Annotated in this window: 18 protein-coding genes and 1 tRNA gene; 6 read left to right on the forward strand and 13 right to left on the reverse strand. The window is 67.3% G+C overall.

What is annotated here, in order from left to right; translation table 11 throughout:
• Positions 1-13: 13 nt before the first annotated feature.
• On the reverse strand, positions 14-1,468 hold the full coding sequence (locus ACV7NN_RS09415) for an aldehyde dehydrogenase family protein (RefSeq protein ID WP_463349312.1): 1,455 nt from the start codon (positions 1,466-1,468) through the stop codon (positions 14-16).
• A 157-nt stretch (positions 1,469-1,625) separates the two neighbouring features.
• Complete coding sequence (locus tag ACV7NN_RS09420) at positions 1,626-1,787, reverse strand: hypothetical protein (protein WP_463349313.1); 162 nt, start codon at positions 1,785-1,787, stop codon at positions 1,626-1,628.
• A 38-nt stretch (positions 1,788-1,825) separates the two neighbouring features.
• Here ACV7NN_RS09420 and ACV7NN_RS09425 point away from each other — a divergent pair, with 38 nt between their 5' ends.
• A complete protein-coding gene (locus ACV7NN_RS09425; RefSeq protein ID WP_463349314.1) occupies positions 1,826-2,362 on the forward strand; it encodes a hypothetical protein in 537 nt (178 codons plus the stop codon).
• An 82-nt stretch (positions 2,363-2,444) separates the two neighbouring features.
• Here ACV7NN_RS09425 and ACV7NN_RS09430 read toward each other — a convergent pair whose 3' ends face one another.
• From ACV7NN_RS09430 to ACV7NN_RS09455, 6 genes are all read right to left on the reverse strand, one after another.
• Positions 2,445-2,777 carry a hypothetical protein gene (locus tag ACV7NN_RS09430; protein WP_463349315.1) on the reverse strand — a complete coding sequence of 111 codons (333 nt, stop codon included), beginning with the start codon at positions 2,775-2,777 and terminating at the stop codon, positions 2,445-2,447.
• 386 nt (positions 2,778-3,163) lie between these two features.
• A tRNA-Ser gene (locus ACV7NN_RS09435) sits at positions 3,164-3,254 on the reverse strand.
• Positions 3,255-3,368: 114 nt separating this feature from the next.
• The gene (locus ACV7NN_RS09440; RefSeq protein ID WP_463349316.1) at positions 3,369-4,019 is read right to left on the reverse strand and encodes a DUF2510 domain-containing protein; all 651 of its coding nucleotides are present in this window, start codon (positions 4,017-4,019) and stop codon (positions 3,369-3,371) included.
• Positions 4,020-4,050: 31 nt separating this feature from the next.
• Entirely contained in the window at positions 4,051-5,340 is a 1,290-nt protein-coding gene (locus ACV7NN_RS09445) for an LCP family protein (RefSeq protein ID WP_463349317.1), read from the reverse strand.
• 79 nt (positions 5,341-5,419) lie between these two features.
• The gene (locus ACV7NN_RS09450) at positions 5,420-6,493 is read right to left on the reverse strand and encodes a sensor histidine kinase (RefSeq protein ID WP_463351272.1); all 1,074 of its coding nucleotides are present in this window, start codon (positions 6,491-6,493) and stop codon (positions 5,420-5,422) included.
• A gap of 1 nt (position 6,494) precedes the next feature.
• On the reverse strand, positions 6,495-7,202 hold the full coding sequence (locus ACV7NN_RS09455) for a response regulator transcription factor (protein WP_463349318.1): 708 nt from the start codon (positions 7,200-7,202) through the stop codon (positions 6,495-6,497).
• Between the two features lie 87 nt (positions 7,203-7,289).
• Here ACV7NN_RS09455 and ACV7NN_RS09460 point away from each other — a divergent pair, with 87 nt between their 5' ends.
• The 3 genes from ACV7NN_RS09460 (at position 7,290) to ACV7NN_RS09470 (ending at position 10,503) form a co-directional block, all read left to right on the forward strand.
• Positions 7,290-7,868 (forward strand): VanZ family protein, encoded by a 579-nt coding sequence (locus ACV7NN_RS09460; protein ID WP_463349319.1) that lies wholly within the window; start codon positions 7,290-7,292, stop codon positions 7,866-7,868.
• Between the two features lie 32 nt (positions 7,869-7,900).
• Positions 7,901-8,452, forward strand: coding sequence for a dihydrofolate reductase family protein (locus ACV7NN_RS09465; protein WP_463349320.1), 552 nt, complete (start codon positions 7,901-7,903; stop codon positions 8,450-8,452).
• Positions 8,453-8,538: 86 nt separating this feature from the next.
• Complete coding sequence (locus ACV7NN_RS09470; protein WP_463349321.1) at positions 8,539-10,503, forward strand: potassium transporter Kup; 1,965 nt, start codon at positions 8,539-8,541, stop codon at positions 10,501-10,503.
• Positions 10,504-10,591: 88 nt separating this feature from the next.
• Here the strand turns inward: ACV7NN_RS09470 and ACV7NN_RS09475 are convergent, their stop codons facing one another.
• From ACV7NN_RS09475 to ACV7NN_RS09485, 3 genes are all read right to left on the reverse strand, one after another.
• Positions 10,592-12,463, reverse strand: coding sequence for an alkyl/aryl-sulfatase (locus ACV7NN_RS09475; RefSeq protein ID WP_463349322.1), 1,872 nt, complete (start codon positions 12,461-12,463; stop codon positions 10,592-10,594).
• An 87-nt stretch (positions 12,464-12,550) separates the two neighbouring features.
• On the reverse strand, positions 12,551-12,952 hold the full coding sequence (locus tag ACV7NN_RS09480; RefSeq protein WP_463349323.1) for a nuclear transport factor 2 family protein: 402 nt from the start codon (positions 12,950-12,952) through the stop codon (positions 12,551-12,553).
• Positions 12,953-12,982: 30 nt separating this feature from the next.
• The gene (locus tag ACV7NN_RS09485; RefSeq protein ID WP_463349324.1) at positions 12,983-13,456 is read right to left on the reverse strand and encodes a P-loop NTPase family protein; all 474 of its coding nucleotides are present in this window, start codon (positions 13,454-13,456) and stop codon (positions 12,983-12,985) included.
• A gap of 50 nt (positions 13,457-13,506) precedes the next feature.
• Here ACV7NN_RS09485 and ACV7NN_RS09490 point away from each other — a divergent pair, with 50 nt between their 5' ends.
• Positions 13,507-14,232 (forward strand): hypothetical protein, encoded by a 726-nt coding sequence (locus ACV7NN_RS09490; protein WP_463349325.1) that lies wholly within the window; start codon positions 13,507-13,509, stop codon positions 14,230-14,232.
• On the opposite strand, the gene ACV7NN_RS09495 is transcribed toward ACV7NN_RS09490, so the two are convergent.
• Positions 14,225-15,100, reverse strand: a complete 876-nt coding sequence (locus ACV7NN_RS09495; protein WP_463349326.1) for a ketopantoate reductase family protein — start codon at positions 15,098-15,100, stop codon at positions 14,225-14,227. The two genes, ACV7NN_RS09490 and ACV7NN_RS09495, sit on opposite strands and share 8 nt — an antisense overlap.
• A gap of 160 nt (positions 15,101-15,260) precedes the next feature.
• Here ACV7NN_RS09495 and ACV7NN_RS09500 point away from each other — a divergent pair, with 160 nt between their 5' ends.
• On the forward strand, positions 15,261-16,499 hold the full coding sequence (locus tag ACV7NN_RS09500) for a DNA polymerase domain-containing protein (RefSeq protein WP_463349327.1): 1,239 nt from the start codon (positions 15,261-15,263) through the stop codon (positions 16,497-16,499).
• Positions 16,500-16,663: 164 nt separating this feature from the next.
• On the opposite strand, the gene ACV7NN_RS09505 is transcribed toward ACV7NN_RS09500, so the two are convergent.
• Complete coding sequence (locus tag ACV7NN_RS09505) at positions 16,664-17,368, reverse strand: hemerythrin domain-containing protein (protein ID WP_463349328.1); 705 nt, start codon at positions 17,366-17,368, stop codon at positions 16,664-16,666.
• Positions 17,369-17,403: the final 35 nt, after the last annotated feature.

Raw genomic sequence — 17,403 nt, forward strand, 5'->3', positions numbered from 1 at the left:
ACAGCACGCCGCGTCAGAACGGGTAGCGCGCGATCTCGCCCTGGATGGTCACCCACTGCGTCTCGGTGAACGCCTCGATGTTCGCCTCGTGACCACCGAAGCGCGAACCGGTTCCGGATGCCCGAACCCCGCCGAACGGCGCCTGGGCTTCGTCGTCGACCGTCTGGTCGTTGATGTGCAGGATGCCGGATGGGATCCGATCCGCCAGCTCGAACGCCGCGTAGGCGTTGCCGCCCAGGATCCCGAGGGAGAGCCCGTACTCGGATGCGTTGGCGAGCTCGACGAGCTCGTCGATCGTGTCGAACGGGGTCACCGGCGCGACCGGGCCGAAGATCTCGTCCGAGAAGGCCGGATGCTCGCGCGTCACCTCGGCGAGAACCGTCGGCGCGTAGAACAGCCGGTCGTACGTACCGCCGGCGACCAGGCGCGCGCCTGCTTCGACCGAGGCCCGGACGATGCCGTCGATCTTCTGCAGCTGGCGCTCGTCGATGATCGGGCCGAGCGGAGCACCGGTCGCGGGGTCGCCGGCCGGGATGTTCCGCGCCTTCTCCGCGAGCAACTCCACGTAGCGCGGATAGATCGACGAGTGGACGAGGTGGCGGCCGGTCGTCATGCAGATCTGGCCCTGGTGCAGGAACGACCCCCACGCGCCCGCCGAGGCTGCCGCCTCGACGTCGGCGTCGGCCAGGACGATGAGCGCGTTGTTGCCGCCGAGCTCGAGGTGGATGCGCTTCAGGTGCTGTCCGGCCCGGGCTCCGATCGCGCGGCCGGCAGCGGTCGATCCCGTGAACGAGATGACAGGGATGCTGGGATGATCGACGAGCGCCTCGCCGGCCTCCCGACCGCCCGGCAGAACACTGAAGACGCCGGCGGGAAGTCCGGCCTCCTCCAGGATGCCCGCGAAGAACAGCCCACCGCTCACCGTCGTGCGCGGGTCCGGCTTGTGGATCACGGCATTACCGAGCGCGATCGCCGGGGCGATCGACCGCGCCGACAGGATGCCCGGAAAGTTGAAGGGCGAGATCACGCCGACGATCCCGACCGGCTTGCGCCGGGCGAGACTCAGCCGCGGGCGGTTCGTCCGCAGGAGTTGCCCATAGGGCATCAGGGCCGTCGCCGCCGCCTGCCAGAACTCGCCGCTCACCAGTCCGGCCTCGAACGCGGCCTTGCCCGATGCGGAGCCGGCCTCGTCCATGAGCCAGCGGGAGAGCACATCCTGATGCTCATCGATGAGCGCTGCCGCGCGCCGGAGCACCGCCGCACGGTCGTCGGGTGCCCACGCGGCCCACTCGCGCTGAGCGTCGAGAGCGATCGCGGCGGCGGCCGCCACATCCGCAGCGTCCGCCTCCGCATAACGCGCCAGTTCGTCGGCGGTCGAGGGCGACACGACCGTCGCCTCGCGCGAGAGGGTGCGCCACCCGCCTACATAGGTCTTGCCGTCCCAGACCTGCTGATCGAAGAACGTCATCGTTCCGCTCCATCCCGTCGGTGGCGAGGGTCGTTGCATACGTTCCTATTGTTCATCCGTTCGGCGGCGCGGGCCATGCCCGATGGCGAGTGTGCATGGCCGCATTTGCGCCGAGTGGGCGAGGCTCACTGCAACCTGTCACTGCACCATCCGCGCGTCAGCCTGTCACTTCCTCATGGGTCGTGACGATGTCGTTGGATGCTGCCCTGGCCGTGATGTCCCGGCGTTCGATGGCGATCGCCTCGGCGGCGCCGGCTGTGAGAAGAGCAGCCCGGTATTTCTTGCGACTAATTCGGTGGGTGGACCTGCCGGGTCGCACGCCTTGCCGTCCATTTCACAGTGTGCGATCCTCACGTCATGAGGCTTGATCGACGTATCGGTGCGCTGTTGCTCCTGATAGGCGGCGTGATGGAGTTGGCTCGACTGATCGTCTTCAGTGGATTTGCCTCTGTTCCCCTGCCAGCGCCCGTGTCCATTGCGGTGAATGTGATTCCCTCAGTGATCATCGCCGGAGGGCTACTCGCGACAGGCTTTTCCTATCGGGGACGGGGGCGTGTCGCGCTCATCGTTGCCGGTCTTCTCGGGCTGGCCGTTGTCTTGGTGAACACCGTGCAGATTGCGACGCATTCGCCTCTCGGGCCGGGCCCTTCGGAGCTTGCGTACCTCATCAGCATCGCAGCGGTTGTTGTTGCTGCCGTGTTGCTTCTTTCAGATCGCACCCTGCACGGGTCGGCGAGATGGGCAATCGCAATTCCGGCCGGGTGCATCGTTCTGTTCTTTGCGAGCCTGTTCACTCTTCCTCTGACCTGGTTCGCCCTCCTGCCAGGGATAGGTTTTGCAATCGCGGGAGTGCTTCTGATCCGCGCGGGGATGCACCAGCAGCTATCTCAGTAGAGCGTCCGTAGGAGTATCCGGGGTCGGGTGCGGGCGGGGTGCTCCCCATCCTCGGATCAGTGGTTGCTTCGGTGGATCGGTCTTACGCCTGCGAGGGCGCAGCGTCCGTTATGGGCTCGACGGTCGTCTCGGCCACGAGCGCGGCGACCACCTCCGCCGGCACATCCTCTTCTTCCTTGAGCTTTGCATCCGCTTCTTGTTTGACCTCGACCCGTGCTGCCTGCCAGGCGGACCAGTGCCCCGATACGAGGGCCCAGAGCGACAACGCCGAGACGTACACGACGCTGTTCACCCATCCCGTTGCAATGGAAACCGGGATCATCACGACCCAGAACAACGCCAGCCAGCCGTTGACCCGACGCATGAATACCGGGTCACCCTGCACCGATGCCCACAAACTTTTCACGTCATTCACACCCATCTCCAATCCATGCTTCGAAGACGGTACCCCTCCCTCGACGGCCGGAAAACTCCCCGGGTCTGCGAATTTGCTCAGGCACTTGGGGTGGCCGGCCCGAATGGGCCTGCTGCCCATCAGCTGACTGGTGCGCCTGATTCAGCACCGTCCGCACAGCGGGAATGATCACCGTCCTCGCGGACCAAACGGCCGACCGGTAGCCGACGCGAAGGTGGCCCCGTCCTCCTTCCGGACCCACGGGCTGGAAGTCGAGGCATCGAGTGCTGAAGGCCGCGCACATCCTCCGCAACGCTGTCCTGGGGAGCGATTGCTGAGAGCCGGCGAGGGCTCGAATAGCGCAGGTCCGGGCGAAGAAAATCGCTTCTGACCAGCATTTTGTTGAGCGGAGACGGTGGGATTTGAACCCACGGAACCCTGTAAAGGGTTCTCCACCTTAGCAGGGTGGTGCACTAGGCCGAACTATGCGACGTCTCCAGCGCGACCGGCATGCGGACGCACGACAGCCATCATAACGGACGCAGGGGCCAGCGCCGGACAGCCTTCTTTCAGGGTGCCGAGAGCCGCCCGCTCAGCACACCTCAGCGCCCGTCAGATCCCGAGCGCGCCGCTGTACCCGTTGTTGTAGTAGTACTGCAGGATCGACGACGTGAGGTTGATGCTCCACACGACCGCAATGATCGCGGAGACGACGGTCACACCGATGAGCCACCAGATCGGCGCGAGTCCGCGCGGCCTGGCGACCTTGTGCACGATCACGGTGCGGCCGATCACGTAGACGAACGCCGACAGGAACGACCACGCCCAGTGGAACGGCCGCTCGACGCCCGAACGCTTGAGTTCGCGGTAGTCGAGGTACGAGAAGAGCACGGTGAGCGCCCAGAGCACCCAGCTGAACACCCCGACCACCAGGGATACGAGAAGGATACTCGCGGTCGCCGTCGCGACTTCCGTGCGCGACCCGAGCGGGTTGAACTCGAAGACTCCGGGAGAGAAGAGGAAAAGCAAAGGAATGGACAGGATCGGCACCCCGATGACGAGCCAGATGTACACGTTGTAGACCGGCGTCGTGTCGGGAATGCGCGGCCGCTCACCGGGAAGCGGGGCCCGGGGACCCGCCTGCGGAAGCGCTGCATAGTGGTCGGTCCAGTCGTGACCGTTCCACCAGCGCAGCCGTTCGGCGCCGGTGGGGTCGGGGAGCCAGCCGGGGGGCGTCGTGCCGCCGGTTCGCGCATCCGTCATCGCTTGGTCCTTTCCGTGAGCGGCCTACGGCCTACTGTTTGTTGAGCGTACGCCCCTTGGAGCAGGTCACCTGGGCTGCCGTCTGCCCGGTGTCCGCATCCGGAAGCACCGCGGCCCCGTTCGTCGCTGACGGGGTCGGTGCAGGGGCCTTCGTGGCGCCCGGTGCAGGGGCCGTCGGCGCCGGCGACTGCACGACGGAGCCGATGTCGCCGGGTCCGGTGCCGCCCGACAACGCGACCGGCTTGTCCGCCTTGAGGGCCGCGAGGAGCGCATCCGCCGCCTCGGGGATCGGCTTGACCCCGCCGCCTGAAACGCCCGTGGGGTACTGGATGAACACCACTTTGTCGAGCGAGATGTCCTTCAGCGCGAGCCCGATCTGCACCAGGCGGTCGAGGTTGTCGAGGCTCTCCGACAGCTGCATGTTGCTCACCGCCGCCTTCGCCAGCGCATACAGCTTCACCGGGTTGGCGAGCGTGTCCGCGCTCTTGATGGTGCGCACGAGCGACGACAGAAACACCTGCTGGTTGCTGATGCGGCCCAGGTCGGACCCGTCGCCGACGCCGTGGCGGGTGCGCAGGAACTGGAGCGCTGCGACGCCGCTGAGGGTGTGCATCCCGGGGTCCAGGAAGGTGTTCGTGTAGCGGTCCTCGATCTTGCGGGCGACGCAGACCGGCACGCCGCCGACCGCGTTCGACATGGCGATCACGCCGGAGAACTGGATGAGGGCGGCGAACTGGATGTTCAACCCGGTCAGCTGAGCGACGGTCTCCACCGTGCACGGGAGGCCGCCGTAGGTGAGCGTCGTGTTGATCTTCTGCGACGACATCGCCGAGAAGCTGCCGCCCTTCGGGTCGGGACAGGAGGGGATGCGCACGAACATGTCGCGCGGAAAGCTCACGACGGTCGCATTCGTGTGGTCCTGCGAGATGTGCAGCAGCATGGTGACGTCGTTGAGCACACCCTGGGCGTCCGCGCCCGTTCCGAACATGGGGTCCTGGCCCTGACGGCTGTCGCTCCCGACCAGCAGAAGGTTGACGCCGCCGTCGATCGCGCCGATCTGCGGGATGGGGCTCGCAGTCTTCTCGCTGACCAGGTGCACCGGCGGTTTCACACTGCGGGAGACATCCCAGAGGGCGATGGTGGCGATGGATGCTCCGCTCACCAGCACGACCGCCAGCGTCGCCGCGAGCACTCTGAAGACGGTCGCGAGGGCTCCGCCGGATTTCAGGCGGCCGTGCCGCGCAATGGCATCCGGAGTCTTCCGCCCCTGGTCGCCACGACGCGGGAAGTCGTCCGGGGCTGACCTGGGGATGGTGTCCAACGCGAAATGCTCCCGACTCTGCCGATGGTGCCCCAATCCTATTGGGGTGGGATCCGCTCACAGCGGCAGAGCCTCGGGATTACGCACCCACCGCAGACAACCGGACCGAAACGGAGAGGCCCCCGGCCTCGCGCGGGGTGAGGGTGAGCAGCCCGTCGTGCGCCCGCACGATGCTCCTCACGATCGCGAGTCCCAGGCCGACGCCCGCGTGATCGGCGTGCACCCGTTCGGTGCCGCGCTGGAACGGCTCCGTGAAGGTCGACACCAGCGCCGGATCGAGCAGCTCGCCCGTGTTCTCGACGGTGAGCGTCACCCACTCAGGCCCGGCGGCGGTCGTGGCCCACACCATCCCACCCTCGGTGAGGTTGTGCACGATCGCGTTGTGCACGAGGTTGGTTGTCAGCTGCAGCAGCAGCGCCGGCGAACCGGCCGTCTGTGCGATCTCGCCCGTTGCCGTGAGAGTCACGCCGCGCAGCTCGGCGAGGGGAAGCAGAGTCTCGACTGCTTCTTCTGCCAGGAGGGACAGGTCCACGCGCTCGCGGGTGAAGGAGCGCTGGTCCGCGCGGCTGAGCATCAGCAGCGCGTCCGTGAGTTCGATCGCCCGGGCGTTGACGATCCGGAGGCGTTCGAGGAGCACCCCGGTGTCGTGGTCCGGGTCGTTCTGGGCGACCTCGAGAAGAGCCTGCGTGATCGCGAGCGGAGTGCGCAGCTCGTGGGAGGCGTTGGCCGCGAACCGCTGCTGCTCGGCGACCTGCGATTCCAACTGTTCGAGCATGACGTCGAACGCGTCGGCGAGTTCGTGGAACTCGTCCTGGCGGCCGGGCAGGCGGATGCGGTGCGACAGCCCCCCGTTCGTCGCGAGTCGGGTGGCGTCGGTGATCCGCGCCAACGGAGCGAGGATGCTGCCGGCGAGTATCCATCCGCCCACCAGCCCGAACCCCAGAAGAAAGAGCATCGCCCAGGCTGCAGGAGGCACGAAGGCCCGCACGAGGTCGTCGCGGCCGGGCACGAAACCGCCGATGGTCTCGATCGCCCTGGCCGGAACGTAGCGCAGGAGGAACAGCCACACGGCCGTGAGCAGCAGCGCGCCGGCGAGCATGAGGAAGCCCGCGTAGCTGAGGGTGAGCTTGAGGCGGATGCTCAGCCCGGGCATCCTATCCACGTGTGTTCTCACGGCGGCCTGTATCGCGCGCGGGGTCCGATCCCACGTCGATGCGGTAGCCGACGCCCGCCACGGTCTCGATGAGCCACGGGTTGCCGAGCCGCTTGCGCAGCGCAGAGACGGTGATACGCACAGCGTTCGTGAACGGGTCGGCGTTCTCATCCCAGGCCCGCTCCAGGAGTTCCTCCGCGCTGACGACGCCTCCTTCGGCCTCGAGGAGCACTTCGAGAACGGCGAACTGCTTGCGCGTGAGCGCGACATAGCGGCCGTCCCGGAAGACCTCGCGGCGGAACGGGTCGAGGCGGAGGCCCGCCAGCTCGCGCACGGGCGGCCGGCTCCGAGCGCGCCTGCGGTCGAGTGCGCGGACCCGTAACACGAGCTCGCGCATCTCGAACGGCTTGGTGAGGTAGTCGTCGGCGCCGAGCTCGAACCCTGACGCCTTGTCGTCGAGCCGGTCGGCAGCGGTGAGCATGAGGATGGGCATCCCACTGCCGGATGCGACGATGCGCGCCGCGATCTCGTCGCCAGAAGGCCCAGGGATGTCGCGGTCGAGAACGGCGATGTCGTAGTCGTTGATGCTCAGCAGCTCCCACGCCGCGTTGCCGTCACCGGCGGTGTCGGCGGCGATCGCTTCGAGGCGCAGCCCGTCGCGGATGGCCTCCGCCAGATATGGTTCGTCCTCGACGATCAGCACGCGCACAGGCTCCATGCTAGGAGCCGCCGCATATCGTCGGCGTATCGAGAACCGCATACGCCCCGGCAACGCACGGCCCGTTTGACTGGGGTCATGCGCTCCGGAAAGGCCAGACTCGTCACACTGTTCGTGGCATACCTGCTCCTGCTCGTGTGGGCCGTGCTGTGGAAGCTCGATGTTCCGTTCGTCGGAGGCGTGCACCGCGTCATCAAGCTCGTCCCGTTCGTGGCATGGAACGGCAGCGGCGCCAGCCCGCCGTACGACGTCGCGGTGAACTTCGCACTCTTCATCCCGTTCGGCAGCTACCTGCGCTTGATCGCACCGTCGTGGCGGTGGTGGACCGCCGCCGTCAGCATCGCAGGAGCAAGCATCGCGCTGGAGACCACCCAGTACGTTCTCGCGATCGGGAGTTCGGACATCACCGACGTGATCGTCAACACGTCCGGGGGGCTTGCAGGGTTCTTCCTCGTCGAGCTGGGGCGCCGCATGCTCAGGAAGGGCACCCCCCGGCTCCTGATCCGGGCCGCCGCAGTCGCCACAGCACTCGCGCTGGTCGGCGGTGGCATCCTCGCAGCCTCGCCGCTGCACTACCGGCCAGCGGTCGGTGGCGGTCTCCATCAGCCCATGAGTGTCGAGAACAGGCCGCTGGTCGTGCGCCCACCGATTCGATAGAGTCCGACGCAACGAGCCCGGAGGTGGGGCGAATGCGGAAGATCGTGCTTTACGAACTGCTGTCCCTGGATGGCGTGGCCGAGGATCCCAACCGGTTCTTCACCGAGTGGGACGATGCGATGGATGGCAACCTCGCCGCAGTGATCGGCGAGCAGGATGCGGTCATCCTCGGCCGTCGCAGTTTCGACGAGTGGGCCGGATTCTGGCCTGACAGCCGGATCGAACCCTTCGCGACGTTCATCAACTCCGTGACGAAACACGTCGCGACCTCGACGCCACTGGAGCAGCAGTGGACGAACGCGCACGCCATCGACGGCGACCTGATCGAGTTCGCGCGGCGACTGAAGAGCGGACCAGGAGGTGCCATCGGCGTGCATGCGAGCATCACGGTGGCCCGGGCGCTGTTGGCCGGCGGCGTCGTCGACGAACTGCGGCTCGTGATCGCCCCGGGCATCGCAGGCAGCGGACGACGTCTCTTCGACGGTGTGGCGCCGCTCAGGCTCGAGACCCTCCGGAGCGAGATTTCGCCGACCGGCTATCTCATCATCGACTACCGGATCGCGGGCCCCAGCGGCGACCGATAGTCGTTGCGGCCACTCCCATCATCCGGGGGTAGCGTTGCGTTAATGCGAGAAGAGATTCCGCGGCGCAGCGGATGTGGAGGCGCTCGATGACGGTGTCAGCCGAACCGGAGGACACGAAAGCGTCCAACGGAGGGCGCGAGAAGACTCCCCCGCCCGGCAATCATCGCTCGCGCGTTCTCGCCGGCGCGGCCCTCGCTGCCCTGGGCGTGGTCTTCGGCGACATCGGTACCAGCCCGCTGTACGCGCTGAAGACGGTGTTCCAGCTCGACGGCGGAGCGGTGCGCCCGAACGAGAGCGATGTGTTCGGCGTCATCTCGCTCATGTTCTGGAGCATCACGATCGTGGTGTCGATCAAATACATCACCATCCTGATGCGCGCCGACAACGACGGCGAGGGCGGAGTGATGGCCCTGGCGGCGCTGGCCCAGCGGCTGTACTCGAAGCAGGCCGGCAAGGCCGGCATCCTTCTCGTCATCGGCATCGTCGGAGTCGCCCTGTTCTACGGCGACTCGATCATCACGCCCGCCATCAGTGTCCTCTCCGCAGTGGAAGGCCTTCACGTCACTGTGCCGGCCATCTCCCACCTGGTCATTCCGATCGCGGCGGTGATCCTGGTCGTGCTCTTCGTCGTCCAGCGATTCGGAACCGGCAGGGTGGGCACACTCTTCGGGCCCGTGATGGTGCTGTGGTTCGTGGTGCTCGCGGGCGCCGGCCTGGGCATGGTCGTACAGTACCCGTCGGTTCTGCTCGGTCTGTCGCCCAGCTACGCGGTGCTCTTCATCGTGGGGCATCCGTCCATCTCGTTCATCGCGCTGGGCGCCGTCGTGCTCGTCATCACCGGAGCGGAAGCGCTCTACGCCGACATGGGGCACTTCGGGCGGACTCCGATCCGGCGCGCCTGGTTCTTCCTCGTCTTCCCCGCTCTCGTCATCAACTACCTCGGGCAGGCCGCCCTCGTCCTGCACCAGCCCGGCGCGATCGCCAATCCGTTCTTCCTGCTGATCCCGGAATGGGGACGCCTCCCCGTGGTGATCCTGGCGACGGCCGCGACCGTCATCGCCAGCCAGGCCGTCATCTCCGGAGCGTTCTCGCTGTCACGGCAAGCGGTGCAGCTCGGGCTGCTGCCCCCGCTGACCGTCCGCCAGACGTCGAAGCACGAAGGCGGCCAGATCTACATGCCGGCCATCAACGCCATGCTCTTCATCGGGGTGATGGCCGTCGCGCTCGCCTTCGGCTCATCCGACCGGCTGTCGACGGCCTACGGCATCTCGGTGACCGGAGCGCTGGTGGTGGACACGCTGCTGCTGGTGCTCGTCGCTCGCCCGCTGTGGAACTGGGGACCGTGGAAGATGGCCGCCGCAGCCGTCATCTTCGGTGGTCTGGAGCTCGCGTTCCTCGCCGGCAACCTTCCGAAGATCGTGAACGGCGGATGGGTGCCCCTGCTCATCGCCGCGGCGGTCATCACTGTCATGACGACGTGGCGACGCGGCCGCAAGCTCGTCCAGGACGACAGGAAGCGGAAGGAGGGTTCGCTCGCGCAGTTCATCGAGGACGTGCGGGCGAAGAACCTCGCGCGGGTTCCGGGGATCGCGATCTTCCCGCATCCGAACAAGGACAGCACTCCGCTCGCCCTGCGTGCGAACGTCAAGCACAATCACGTCCTGCACGAATACGTCCTCATCGTCGCCGCGACCACCGCACAGGTCCCCCACGTGCCCACGCTGGAGGCCTTCGACTTCGACGATCTCGGCTACGCCGACGACGGCATCGAATTTCTGAGCATCCGCTTCGGCTTCTCCGACGAACCGGACATCCCGCGAGCCCTGCGCGCGGCGTGCGACACCGGCGTGCTGCCACTCAAGGCCTCGGACATCCGGACCGCGTCGTACTTCATCTCCCGGGGGGCCATCCGCACCACCCGGGCGAAAGGGATGGTCCGCTGGCGGCGCTCCCTGTTCGTCGCGCTCGCTCACAACGCCGCAGATCCGGCCGCCCGGTTCGACCTCCCCGCGCTGCGGACGGTCACCATGGGCAGCGACGTGGAGATCTGACCGCGATCGAGTGGTCGCTAACCGACCTTCTTTCCGAGCGGATAGGGCGGTTCGTGACGACTCGAACACCGAGGGATCGGCCGGCGGCTCAGGGCAGGACGATGTTGAAGCCGGGGTCGCCCGGGTCGAGTACGCCGGTCAGCGCGCTGAGGACGGCCGCGTCTCCTTCCACGGTGAGACCGTCCGCGCTCGTGTCCCCACCGAGGAGTTGAAGGAAACGCCCCTTCGTCAGGGTGAGGTGGAGCTGGGCATCGCCGGTCGGTTCCTTCTCGACGTAGATCAGGACTCCGTTGCGGAGCGTGAGGTGGAAGCTCCGATCGAGATCGCTGAAGGTGATGTCGAAGACCAGCGACAGGTCCCATGCCTTCGGACCGTTGACCGTGATCGCGACAGCATCGAACAGTTGCTCCGCAGACAGCTGAGCGAGGATCGCGGGCGCGTTCGCCGTCGTCGGCGTCCCGAAGTTCCCCTCGCGGAGCTCGGTGGCCCCGGAGAGGAAGAAGTCCCGCCAGGTCCCGTTCTCGGCTCCGTAGGCGAGCTGCTCGAGCGTGTCGGCATAGAGGCTCTTCGCCGCCGCATTGTCCGGTTGGGCGAAGACAGCGTGGTCCAGGAGCGTGGCGGCCCAGCGGAAGTCGCCGTCGTCGTACGCCTGCTGGGCGGCCGCGATCACTTTGTCGATGCCACCGATCACAGCGACGTAGCGCTCCGCGAGGGGATGCGGCGGGTGCGGCCACAGGCGGGCCGGGTTGCCGTCGAAGAAGCCCATGTAGCGCTGGTAGATGGCGCGGACGTTGTGCGAGACCGAGCCGTAGTAGCCGTGGGTGCTCCATTCCGCTTCGAGCGCGGGCGGCATCGGGAAGTCCTCGGCGATCTCCGGACCGGTGAAGCCCTTGTTCAGCAGCCGGAGCGTCTGGTCGTGCAGATAGGCGTATAGGTCGCGCTGGATCGCGAGGAAGTGCAGGATGTCGTCGTTTCCCCAGGTGGGCCAATGATGCGAGGTGAACAGCACATCCGCCCTGTCGCCGTAGCGTTCGATCGCCTCGGTCAGGTATTGGGACCAGACGTGCGGGTCCCGGATGAGCGCACCGCGCAGCGTGAGCAGGTTGTGCAGGGTGTGCGTGGCGTTCTCCGCCATGCACAGCGCCCGGTAACGCGGGACGTAGAAGTGGAACTCGGCAGGCGCCTCGGTGTTGGGCGCCAACTGGAATTCGATCTCGACCCCGTCGATCGTGTGGGTCTCCCCCGTCTCACCCACATCGATCGTGGGCACGAGGATCCCGGGTGAGCCGGTCGACGTGGTCTGGCCGAGACCCGCTCCGACCTGTCCCTTCGGCCCGCGGTCGAGCGCCGCGCCGTACATGTACCCGGCGCGCCGACTCATTGCGACGCCGGCGTAGACGTTCTCGGCGATCGCGTGCTCGAGGAGCCCCTCCGGTGCGACGATCTGCACGCGCCCGGACTGAACATCGCCACTGCTGACGATGCCGAGCACACCGCCGAAATGGTCGACGTGGCTGTGGGTGAAGATCACGGCGACGATGGGCCGTTCACCGCGGTGCTTCGTGTAGAGCCCGTATGCGGCCGCAGCCGTTTCCGCCGAGATCAGCGGGTCGACCACGATCACTCCGTTGTCCGACTCGATGAATGACATCACGGAGAGGTCCAGGCCGCGCGCCTGGTATACGCCTTCGACCACTTCGAACAGGCCGTGCCTGGCCACCAGGATCGACTGCCGCCACAGGCTGGGGTTCACCGTGGAGGGCGCATCCCCCGTCAGGAAGTCGTACGTCGACGCATCCCACACGATGTCGCCTGCGGCATTCCGAATCGCCGGATCGTCCAGCGTGCCGAGGAAACCCCGCTCGACGGCCTCGAAGTCGGCGGTGTCGGCGAACGGAAGACTCTCCAAGGCACGTTTGTGCGCATTCATGATGGACGCGGTCGGCTCGTTCTGCTCCATGTTCGTCCCCTCCTCGGGATCGCTTCACTGTCGATACTCGTCCTCCGTGGACCGAAGCGTCTAGAGTGCGCCGATGAACAGTGGGGGTCAGCCGACGACATCCTCGTGGAGATGCACGATGGCCCAGCCATCGCCCGCAGGCTGCAGGATCGCGGTGTTCCGGACCAGTTCGACCTCAGCGCCCGACCCATCCTCGACCCGCAGCCAGTAGGCGGCGATGGCGAGCCCGCCGCGGACCTCGACGTGCTCGTCGTAGGTGGAGAGCCGCTCGGTCGGAGGGCCGCCGGCGTTCGGCCGACCGGCGCGCACGGCGTCGAGTTCGGCGATCCCGTGGATCAGTCCCGGATGCGCGGAGTCGAACATCGTGAAACCGTCCGCCAGGCAGGCGTCGATTCCCGCGCGGTCGCCGCGCATGTAGGACTCGTACATCGAACGGACCAGCGCGAGGACCGCCAGGCGGTCGGGGTCGTGGTCGCGGGTCGCAGTCATGGCGCCATCGTAGCGAGTGGGAGGGGGCGCTCAGCCGACCGGCGATTCGACCGACTCGACGAACCGTCCGAGTGCGCGCGGGCCGCGAACCACGATCGTGCGCGCATGCGGTCCCCACCGCGCGATCGACGCGAAGAGGACTGGTCGGCTCTGCACTCTCCAGAGAAGCACCCACCGCCAGAACGACCAGGCCTCGGGCGATCGACGAAGCGCTCGCCATGCGCAACGAACCAGGGAGAAGTCGAGCACGAGGACGGTGTCGGCCCGCGTCAGGCGCGGGGCGAGCGAGTCGTACGGCCCCAGGTCGCCGTCCATGATCCAGCGGTCGGCCGCCGTGTAACCCCGTTGCAGCTCTTCCCACTCGGGCACGGGACGCGGCTCGAGCCGCTCATTCCAGTACATCGCATCGAGCTCGATCACCGGCAGGCCCGTGAGCCGCCCGAGTTCGCGCGCCACAGAACTCTTGCCCGCACCGCCCCGCCCCAGTACGACTACACGCTCCATGGTCACAGCATGCACCAGAACTGCGGGGTGGAACGCCAGGCGAACGTCAGGTGGCTTTGCTGGACATCCGCTCCACAGGGGACGACAATTCGGGGATGGTGGATGAGCACCCTGCCGTTCCGTCGGGCGCACAGGAATCGCCGGCATTGCGGGCTCAGCTGCTCGCGACGGAGCACTGGAGTCTTCTTGCGTCGCGCAGCAGCACGCAGAGCGAAGTTCTCACGCGGATCAGCATGCTTCTCACTCTGACCTCGGCCGCGCTCGTCAGCGTCGCACTGGTCGGCCAGGCCACCGCCTTCAGGGGCATCTTCCCGATGTTCGGCACCGTCGTCATCGGTCTGCTCGTGCTCGTCGGCACCCTCACGCATCTCCGGGTCGCCAACGTGAACATGGAGGACCTCATGTACGTGCTCGCCATGAACAGGCTCCGTGCCGCCTACGAGGAACTGTCCCCCGGCGTGAGCGCCGTCTTCATGGCCTCATCGCACGATGACAACGACGGTGCGCGTGTCACCTACTATTTCCTCGGCCCGCGCGGAGCGAGCCAGGTTCTCGGCAGCAGCCTCCTCTTCGTGGCGACGGTCGTCGGCGCTCTCGTCGGACTGTTCGCGTCGGTCATCGCGCTCGACGCACACGCCGCCACCGTCGTGGCCGTCATCGTCGGCATCATCGTCGGTCTCGGATACGCCATCGGAACGACGGCTCTTGTCGCACGCCGGTACTTCCGGTTCTGGAAGACCTACCGGCCGTACAACCCGACGCCCGGTCTCACGTGACCGGCCGCGACACGGTAAGGATGTGGACATCGTCCAGCAGGGCGGGGAGTTCCGTATTTTCCGACTTCATCGCGTGAGGTCGGAAGCCGACTCGCCCGAGCGGCCCCGCCAACTGGCGCATCCAGTAACGGGTCGCGAACCAGATCGGCATCCGAAGGAAGATGACCCTGAGCGCCGCCGGCACGACCTGGCCGCCTCGCCGCACGAACGCTGAGAGGTTGCGGCGCACTGTGGTGACGACCGAGCGAACGGCGGGATAGTCGGCGGCCAGGCCTGCGACATCGCCCTGCGCGTCGACGATCCCCTGCTCGAAGGCCGCGATGAAGATGACGTGGGTTTGAAGCCATGCCTCCATGTCGTCGACGAGAGCCGTGCGGAATCCGGCGGCGCGGAGAAGATCGACGACCTCTCCGGAGGACGATGAGTTCTCGACGGTCGTGGGCTGCTGACGAACGTCGATGAAATCGACGGCGCCGTCATCGGCGAGCGAGCCGCCGACGCCCGGAAATGCTGCGACGAAACGCTCGGGGCCGATGAGCTGCCGAAGCCCCGGCAAGCCGAGCGGAAGATCGATGAGGCTGACGACCACACGCGACCTGATCCGGGCGATGTCGGCGGCGGCCGTCTCGACCTGGTCGCGCCGCACGGCGAGAAAGGCCACATCGACGTCACCTGCCGCGCTTACGTCGGTCACCACGTGAACGTCCGCCGTCTGAGCGCTTCGTCCATCCACCCGGATGGTTATGCCGTGGGCCAGGGCTTCGGCCGTCGCACCGCGCGCGACGAGTGCGACGTCATTGCCCACGAGCGCCAGACGAGCCGCATAGATGCGCCCGATCACGCCCGCGCCGAAGACGAGTATGCGCATCCGCTCACCACCCTCGGCCCACTTGCGCCCAATCTAGACCTGCGGGTCGGAAAAGTGACGCGAGAGTGCCCGTTACGGTCGAGAGTGCCCTGTGGAACAGCGACTCTGGACAGCAACGGGCACTCTCGACAAATCGGCGTAGCGGGCTAGCGTAAAGCCCATGAGTCCGTCTGCGAAGTCGGAGACGTTCCTCGAGGTCGACGGCCACGAGGTGCGGATCTCGAACCCGGGCAAGATCGTGTTCCCCGAACCCGGTCTGACCAAGCTCGACCTTGCGAACTACTACATCGCCGTGGCCGACGGAGCCCTCCGGGGCGCCGGCGGCCGACCGATGGTGCTGAAGCGCTTCGTCAAAGGGTTGACGCAGGAACCGTTCTTCCAGAAGCGGGTGCCCGACGGCCATCCGCCGTACATCGACACGGCGACACTGCACTACGCGAGCGGGGGGTCGGCCGAGGAGGCCGTCCTGCGTAACGCGGCCGGTCTGGCGTGGGTCTCGAACCTCGGCTGCCTGGATCTCAACCCGCACGCGGTGCGTGCCGAGGACCTCGACCATCCTGACGAGCTGAGGGTCGACCTCGATCCCATGCCGGGCGTCGACTGGTCGCAGATCGTGGATGTCGCGTTCGTCGCCCGCGAAGTACTCGGGGACCATGGTCTCATCGGCTGGCCCAAGACGAGCGGGTCGCGGGGCCTCCACATCCTCGTCCGCATCGCACCGCAGTGGGAGTTCGCCGACGTTCGGCTCGCCGCCGAGACGCTCGCCCGCGAGGTCGAGAACCGGGCGCCAGGACTCGCCACCGCACGCTGGTGGAAGGAGGAGCGCGGGGAGAGCGTGTTCGTCGACTTCAACCAGAACGCGAAGGACCGGACCGTCGCATCCGCCTACTCCATCAGGCCGCTGCCCGATGCCCGCGTCTCCACCCCCCTCGACTGGGATGAAGTGCGCGCACGCCGCCCCGAGGAGTTCACGGTGACGACCGTGCTGCGCCGGTTCGCCGAACGCGGCGACCCGCATGCGCCGATCGACGACACTGTCGGCTCGCTCGACGGCCTTCTCGCACTCGCCGAGCGACTGGGGCCGGCCGAGAAGCCGCCCAAGTCCGGCGATGGGGCGGGCCGGCGCGTATCGCAGATGCCGCTCATCGAGGTCGCACGCACCAAGACGAAGCCGGAGGCGCTCGCGGCGCTCGCACAGTGGAAGGATGCGCATCCGGATGCTGCAGCACTCCTGCACCCGGCCGACGAGCTCGTCGATGGGATGCGCGGCTCGAGCTCCCTCTGGTACCGCGTGCGCATCAACCTGCAGCATGTACCGGATGCGGAGCGGCCCGCCCAGGGTGCCCTGGTCGCGGACTACGACCCGTGGGCCGGGCGGGAGTGGCCCGGGCGCCCGTAGCGTGCGCGGCGTCGCGCGGCGTGGGCACGGCCCGAGCAGCGTGGGCGGCGTCGCGCAGCGTGGGCACGGCCGAGGAGGCCCGTTCCGGTCGAGCGCGCCCCGCGCAACAGGCGCGCTCGGCCGCAGGTGTCCCTCTCGGCGGCCGATGCCGTGCGCGAACCCGCTCAACGAGCCCCGGTCAGCTGAGCCCGATTCTTCTCGTACTTCGCTTTGCCGACCGTGCGCCACAGCATCCGCGCCGGCCACGGGAGGTTCTCGCGCTGCCACTCCGCGCCACCGTCGGGCTGGGCTGCGAGGATCGCCCCCAACGTCTCCCAGGACTTTCCTTTGGGCGTCGCCTTGCGCCCATGCACCGCGAACCAGTCGACCTCCTTGGGCGTGAGCGTCGTCTCGATCACGGGGACGATGTTCGCCTCCTCATCGGGCAGGTGGATGGCGAGGGATGCGTTGATCCCGTCGATCGCGGACTGGATGGCCACAGCATCCGCCGTGCGCCCCGTGGCGCGCCATCCCGGCAGGGCGCGGTCCAGCTCTACCAGGTGGACGAGCAGCTGCGCGTGGTGCTGTTTCATCCGCTCGACATGAACGGCGCACGACGGCGCACGCTGCTCGAGCGTGTCCCACAGGTGCGCGTCCTCACCCTCATGGTGGGCGTGAAGCTCGATGGACAGCATCGCGAGGTGGTCGCCCACCACATCCGCATGGGCGGAGTCGCCCTCGGCGACCCCGGCGACCAGGTCGGATGCTTCGCCGAAGCCCGCGCGGAACATCCGGTGTATCTCGGCGATGCCCCGTGCGTCGCAGATCTTCGCGCCGCCTGGCGCTCCGCTCGGCACATCTCCGCTGGGGGGCAGGGCTGTCGCAGGCATGGATCGCTCCGTTCGTCGAGGATCTCGCGATCGAA

Source organism: Leifsonia sp. Ger2509, from assembly GCF_055231915.1.

Bases quoted from the DNA above. Each gene is read 5' to 3' on its own strand.
- ACV7NN_RS09415 (WP_463349312.1), bottom strand. From the start codon at position 1,468: ATGACGTTCTTCGATCAGCAGGTCTGGGACGGCAAGACCTATGTAGGC.
- ACV7NN_RS09425 (WP_463349314.1), top strand. From the start codon at position 1,826: ATGAGGCTTGATCGACGTATCGGTGCGCTGTTGCTCCTGATAGGCGGC.
- ACV7NN_RS09440 (WP_463349316.1), bottom strand. From the start codon at position 4,019: ATGACGGATGCGCGAACCGGCGGCACGACGCCCCCCGGCTGGCTCCCC.
- ACV7NN_RS09450 (WP_463351272.1), bottom strand. From the start codon at position 6,493: ATGCCCGGGCTGAGCATCCGCCTCAAGCTCACCCTCAGCTACGCGGGC.
- ACV7NN_RS09460 (WP_463349319.1), top strand. From the start codon at position 7,290: ATGCGCTCCGGAAAGGCCAGACTCGTCACACTGTTCGTGGCATACCTG.
- ACV7NN_RS09465 (WP_463349320.1), top strand. From the start codon at position 7,901: ATGCGGAAGATCGTGCTTTACGAACTGCTGTCCCTGGATGGCGTGGCC.
- ACV7NN_RS09470 (WP_463349321.1), top strand. From the start codon at position 8,539: ATGACGGTGTCAGCCGAACCGGAGGACACGAAAGCGTCCAACGGAGGG.
- ACV7NN_RS09475 (WP_463349322.1), bottom strand. From the start codon at position 12,463: ATGGAGCAGAACGAGCCGACCGCGTCCATCATGAATGCGCACAAACGT.
- ACV7NN_RS09480 (WP_463349323.1), bottom strand. From the start codon at position 12,952: ATGACTGCGACCCGCGACCACGACCCCGACCGCCTGGCGGTCCTCGCG.
- ACV7NN_RS09485 (WP_463349324.1), bottom strand. From the start codon at position 13,456: ATGGAGCGTGTAGTCGTACTGGGGCGGGGCGGTGCGGGCAAGAGTTCT.
- ACV7NN_RS09495 (WP_463349326.1), bottom strand. From the start codon at position 15,100: ATGCGCATACTCGTCTTCGGCGCGGGCGTGATCGGGCGCATCTATGCG.
- ACV7NN_RS09500 (WP_463349327.1), top strand. From the start codon at position 15,261: ATGAGTCCGTCTGCGAAGTCGGAGACGTTCCTCGAGGTCGACGGCCAC.
- ACV7NN_RS09505 (WP_463349328.1), bottom strand. From the start codon at position 17,368: ATGCCTGCGACAGCCCTGCCCCCCAGCGGAGATGTGCCGAGCGGAGCG.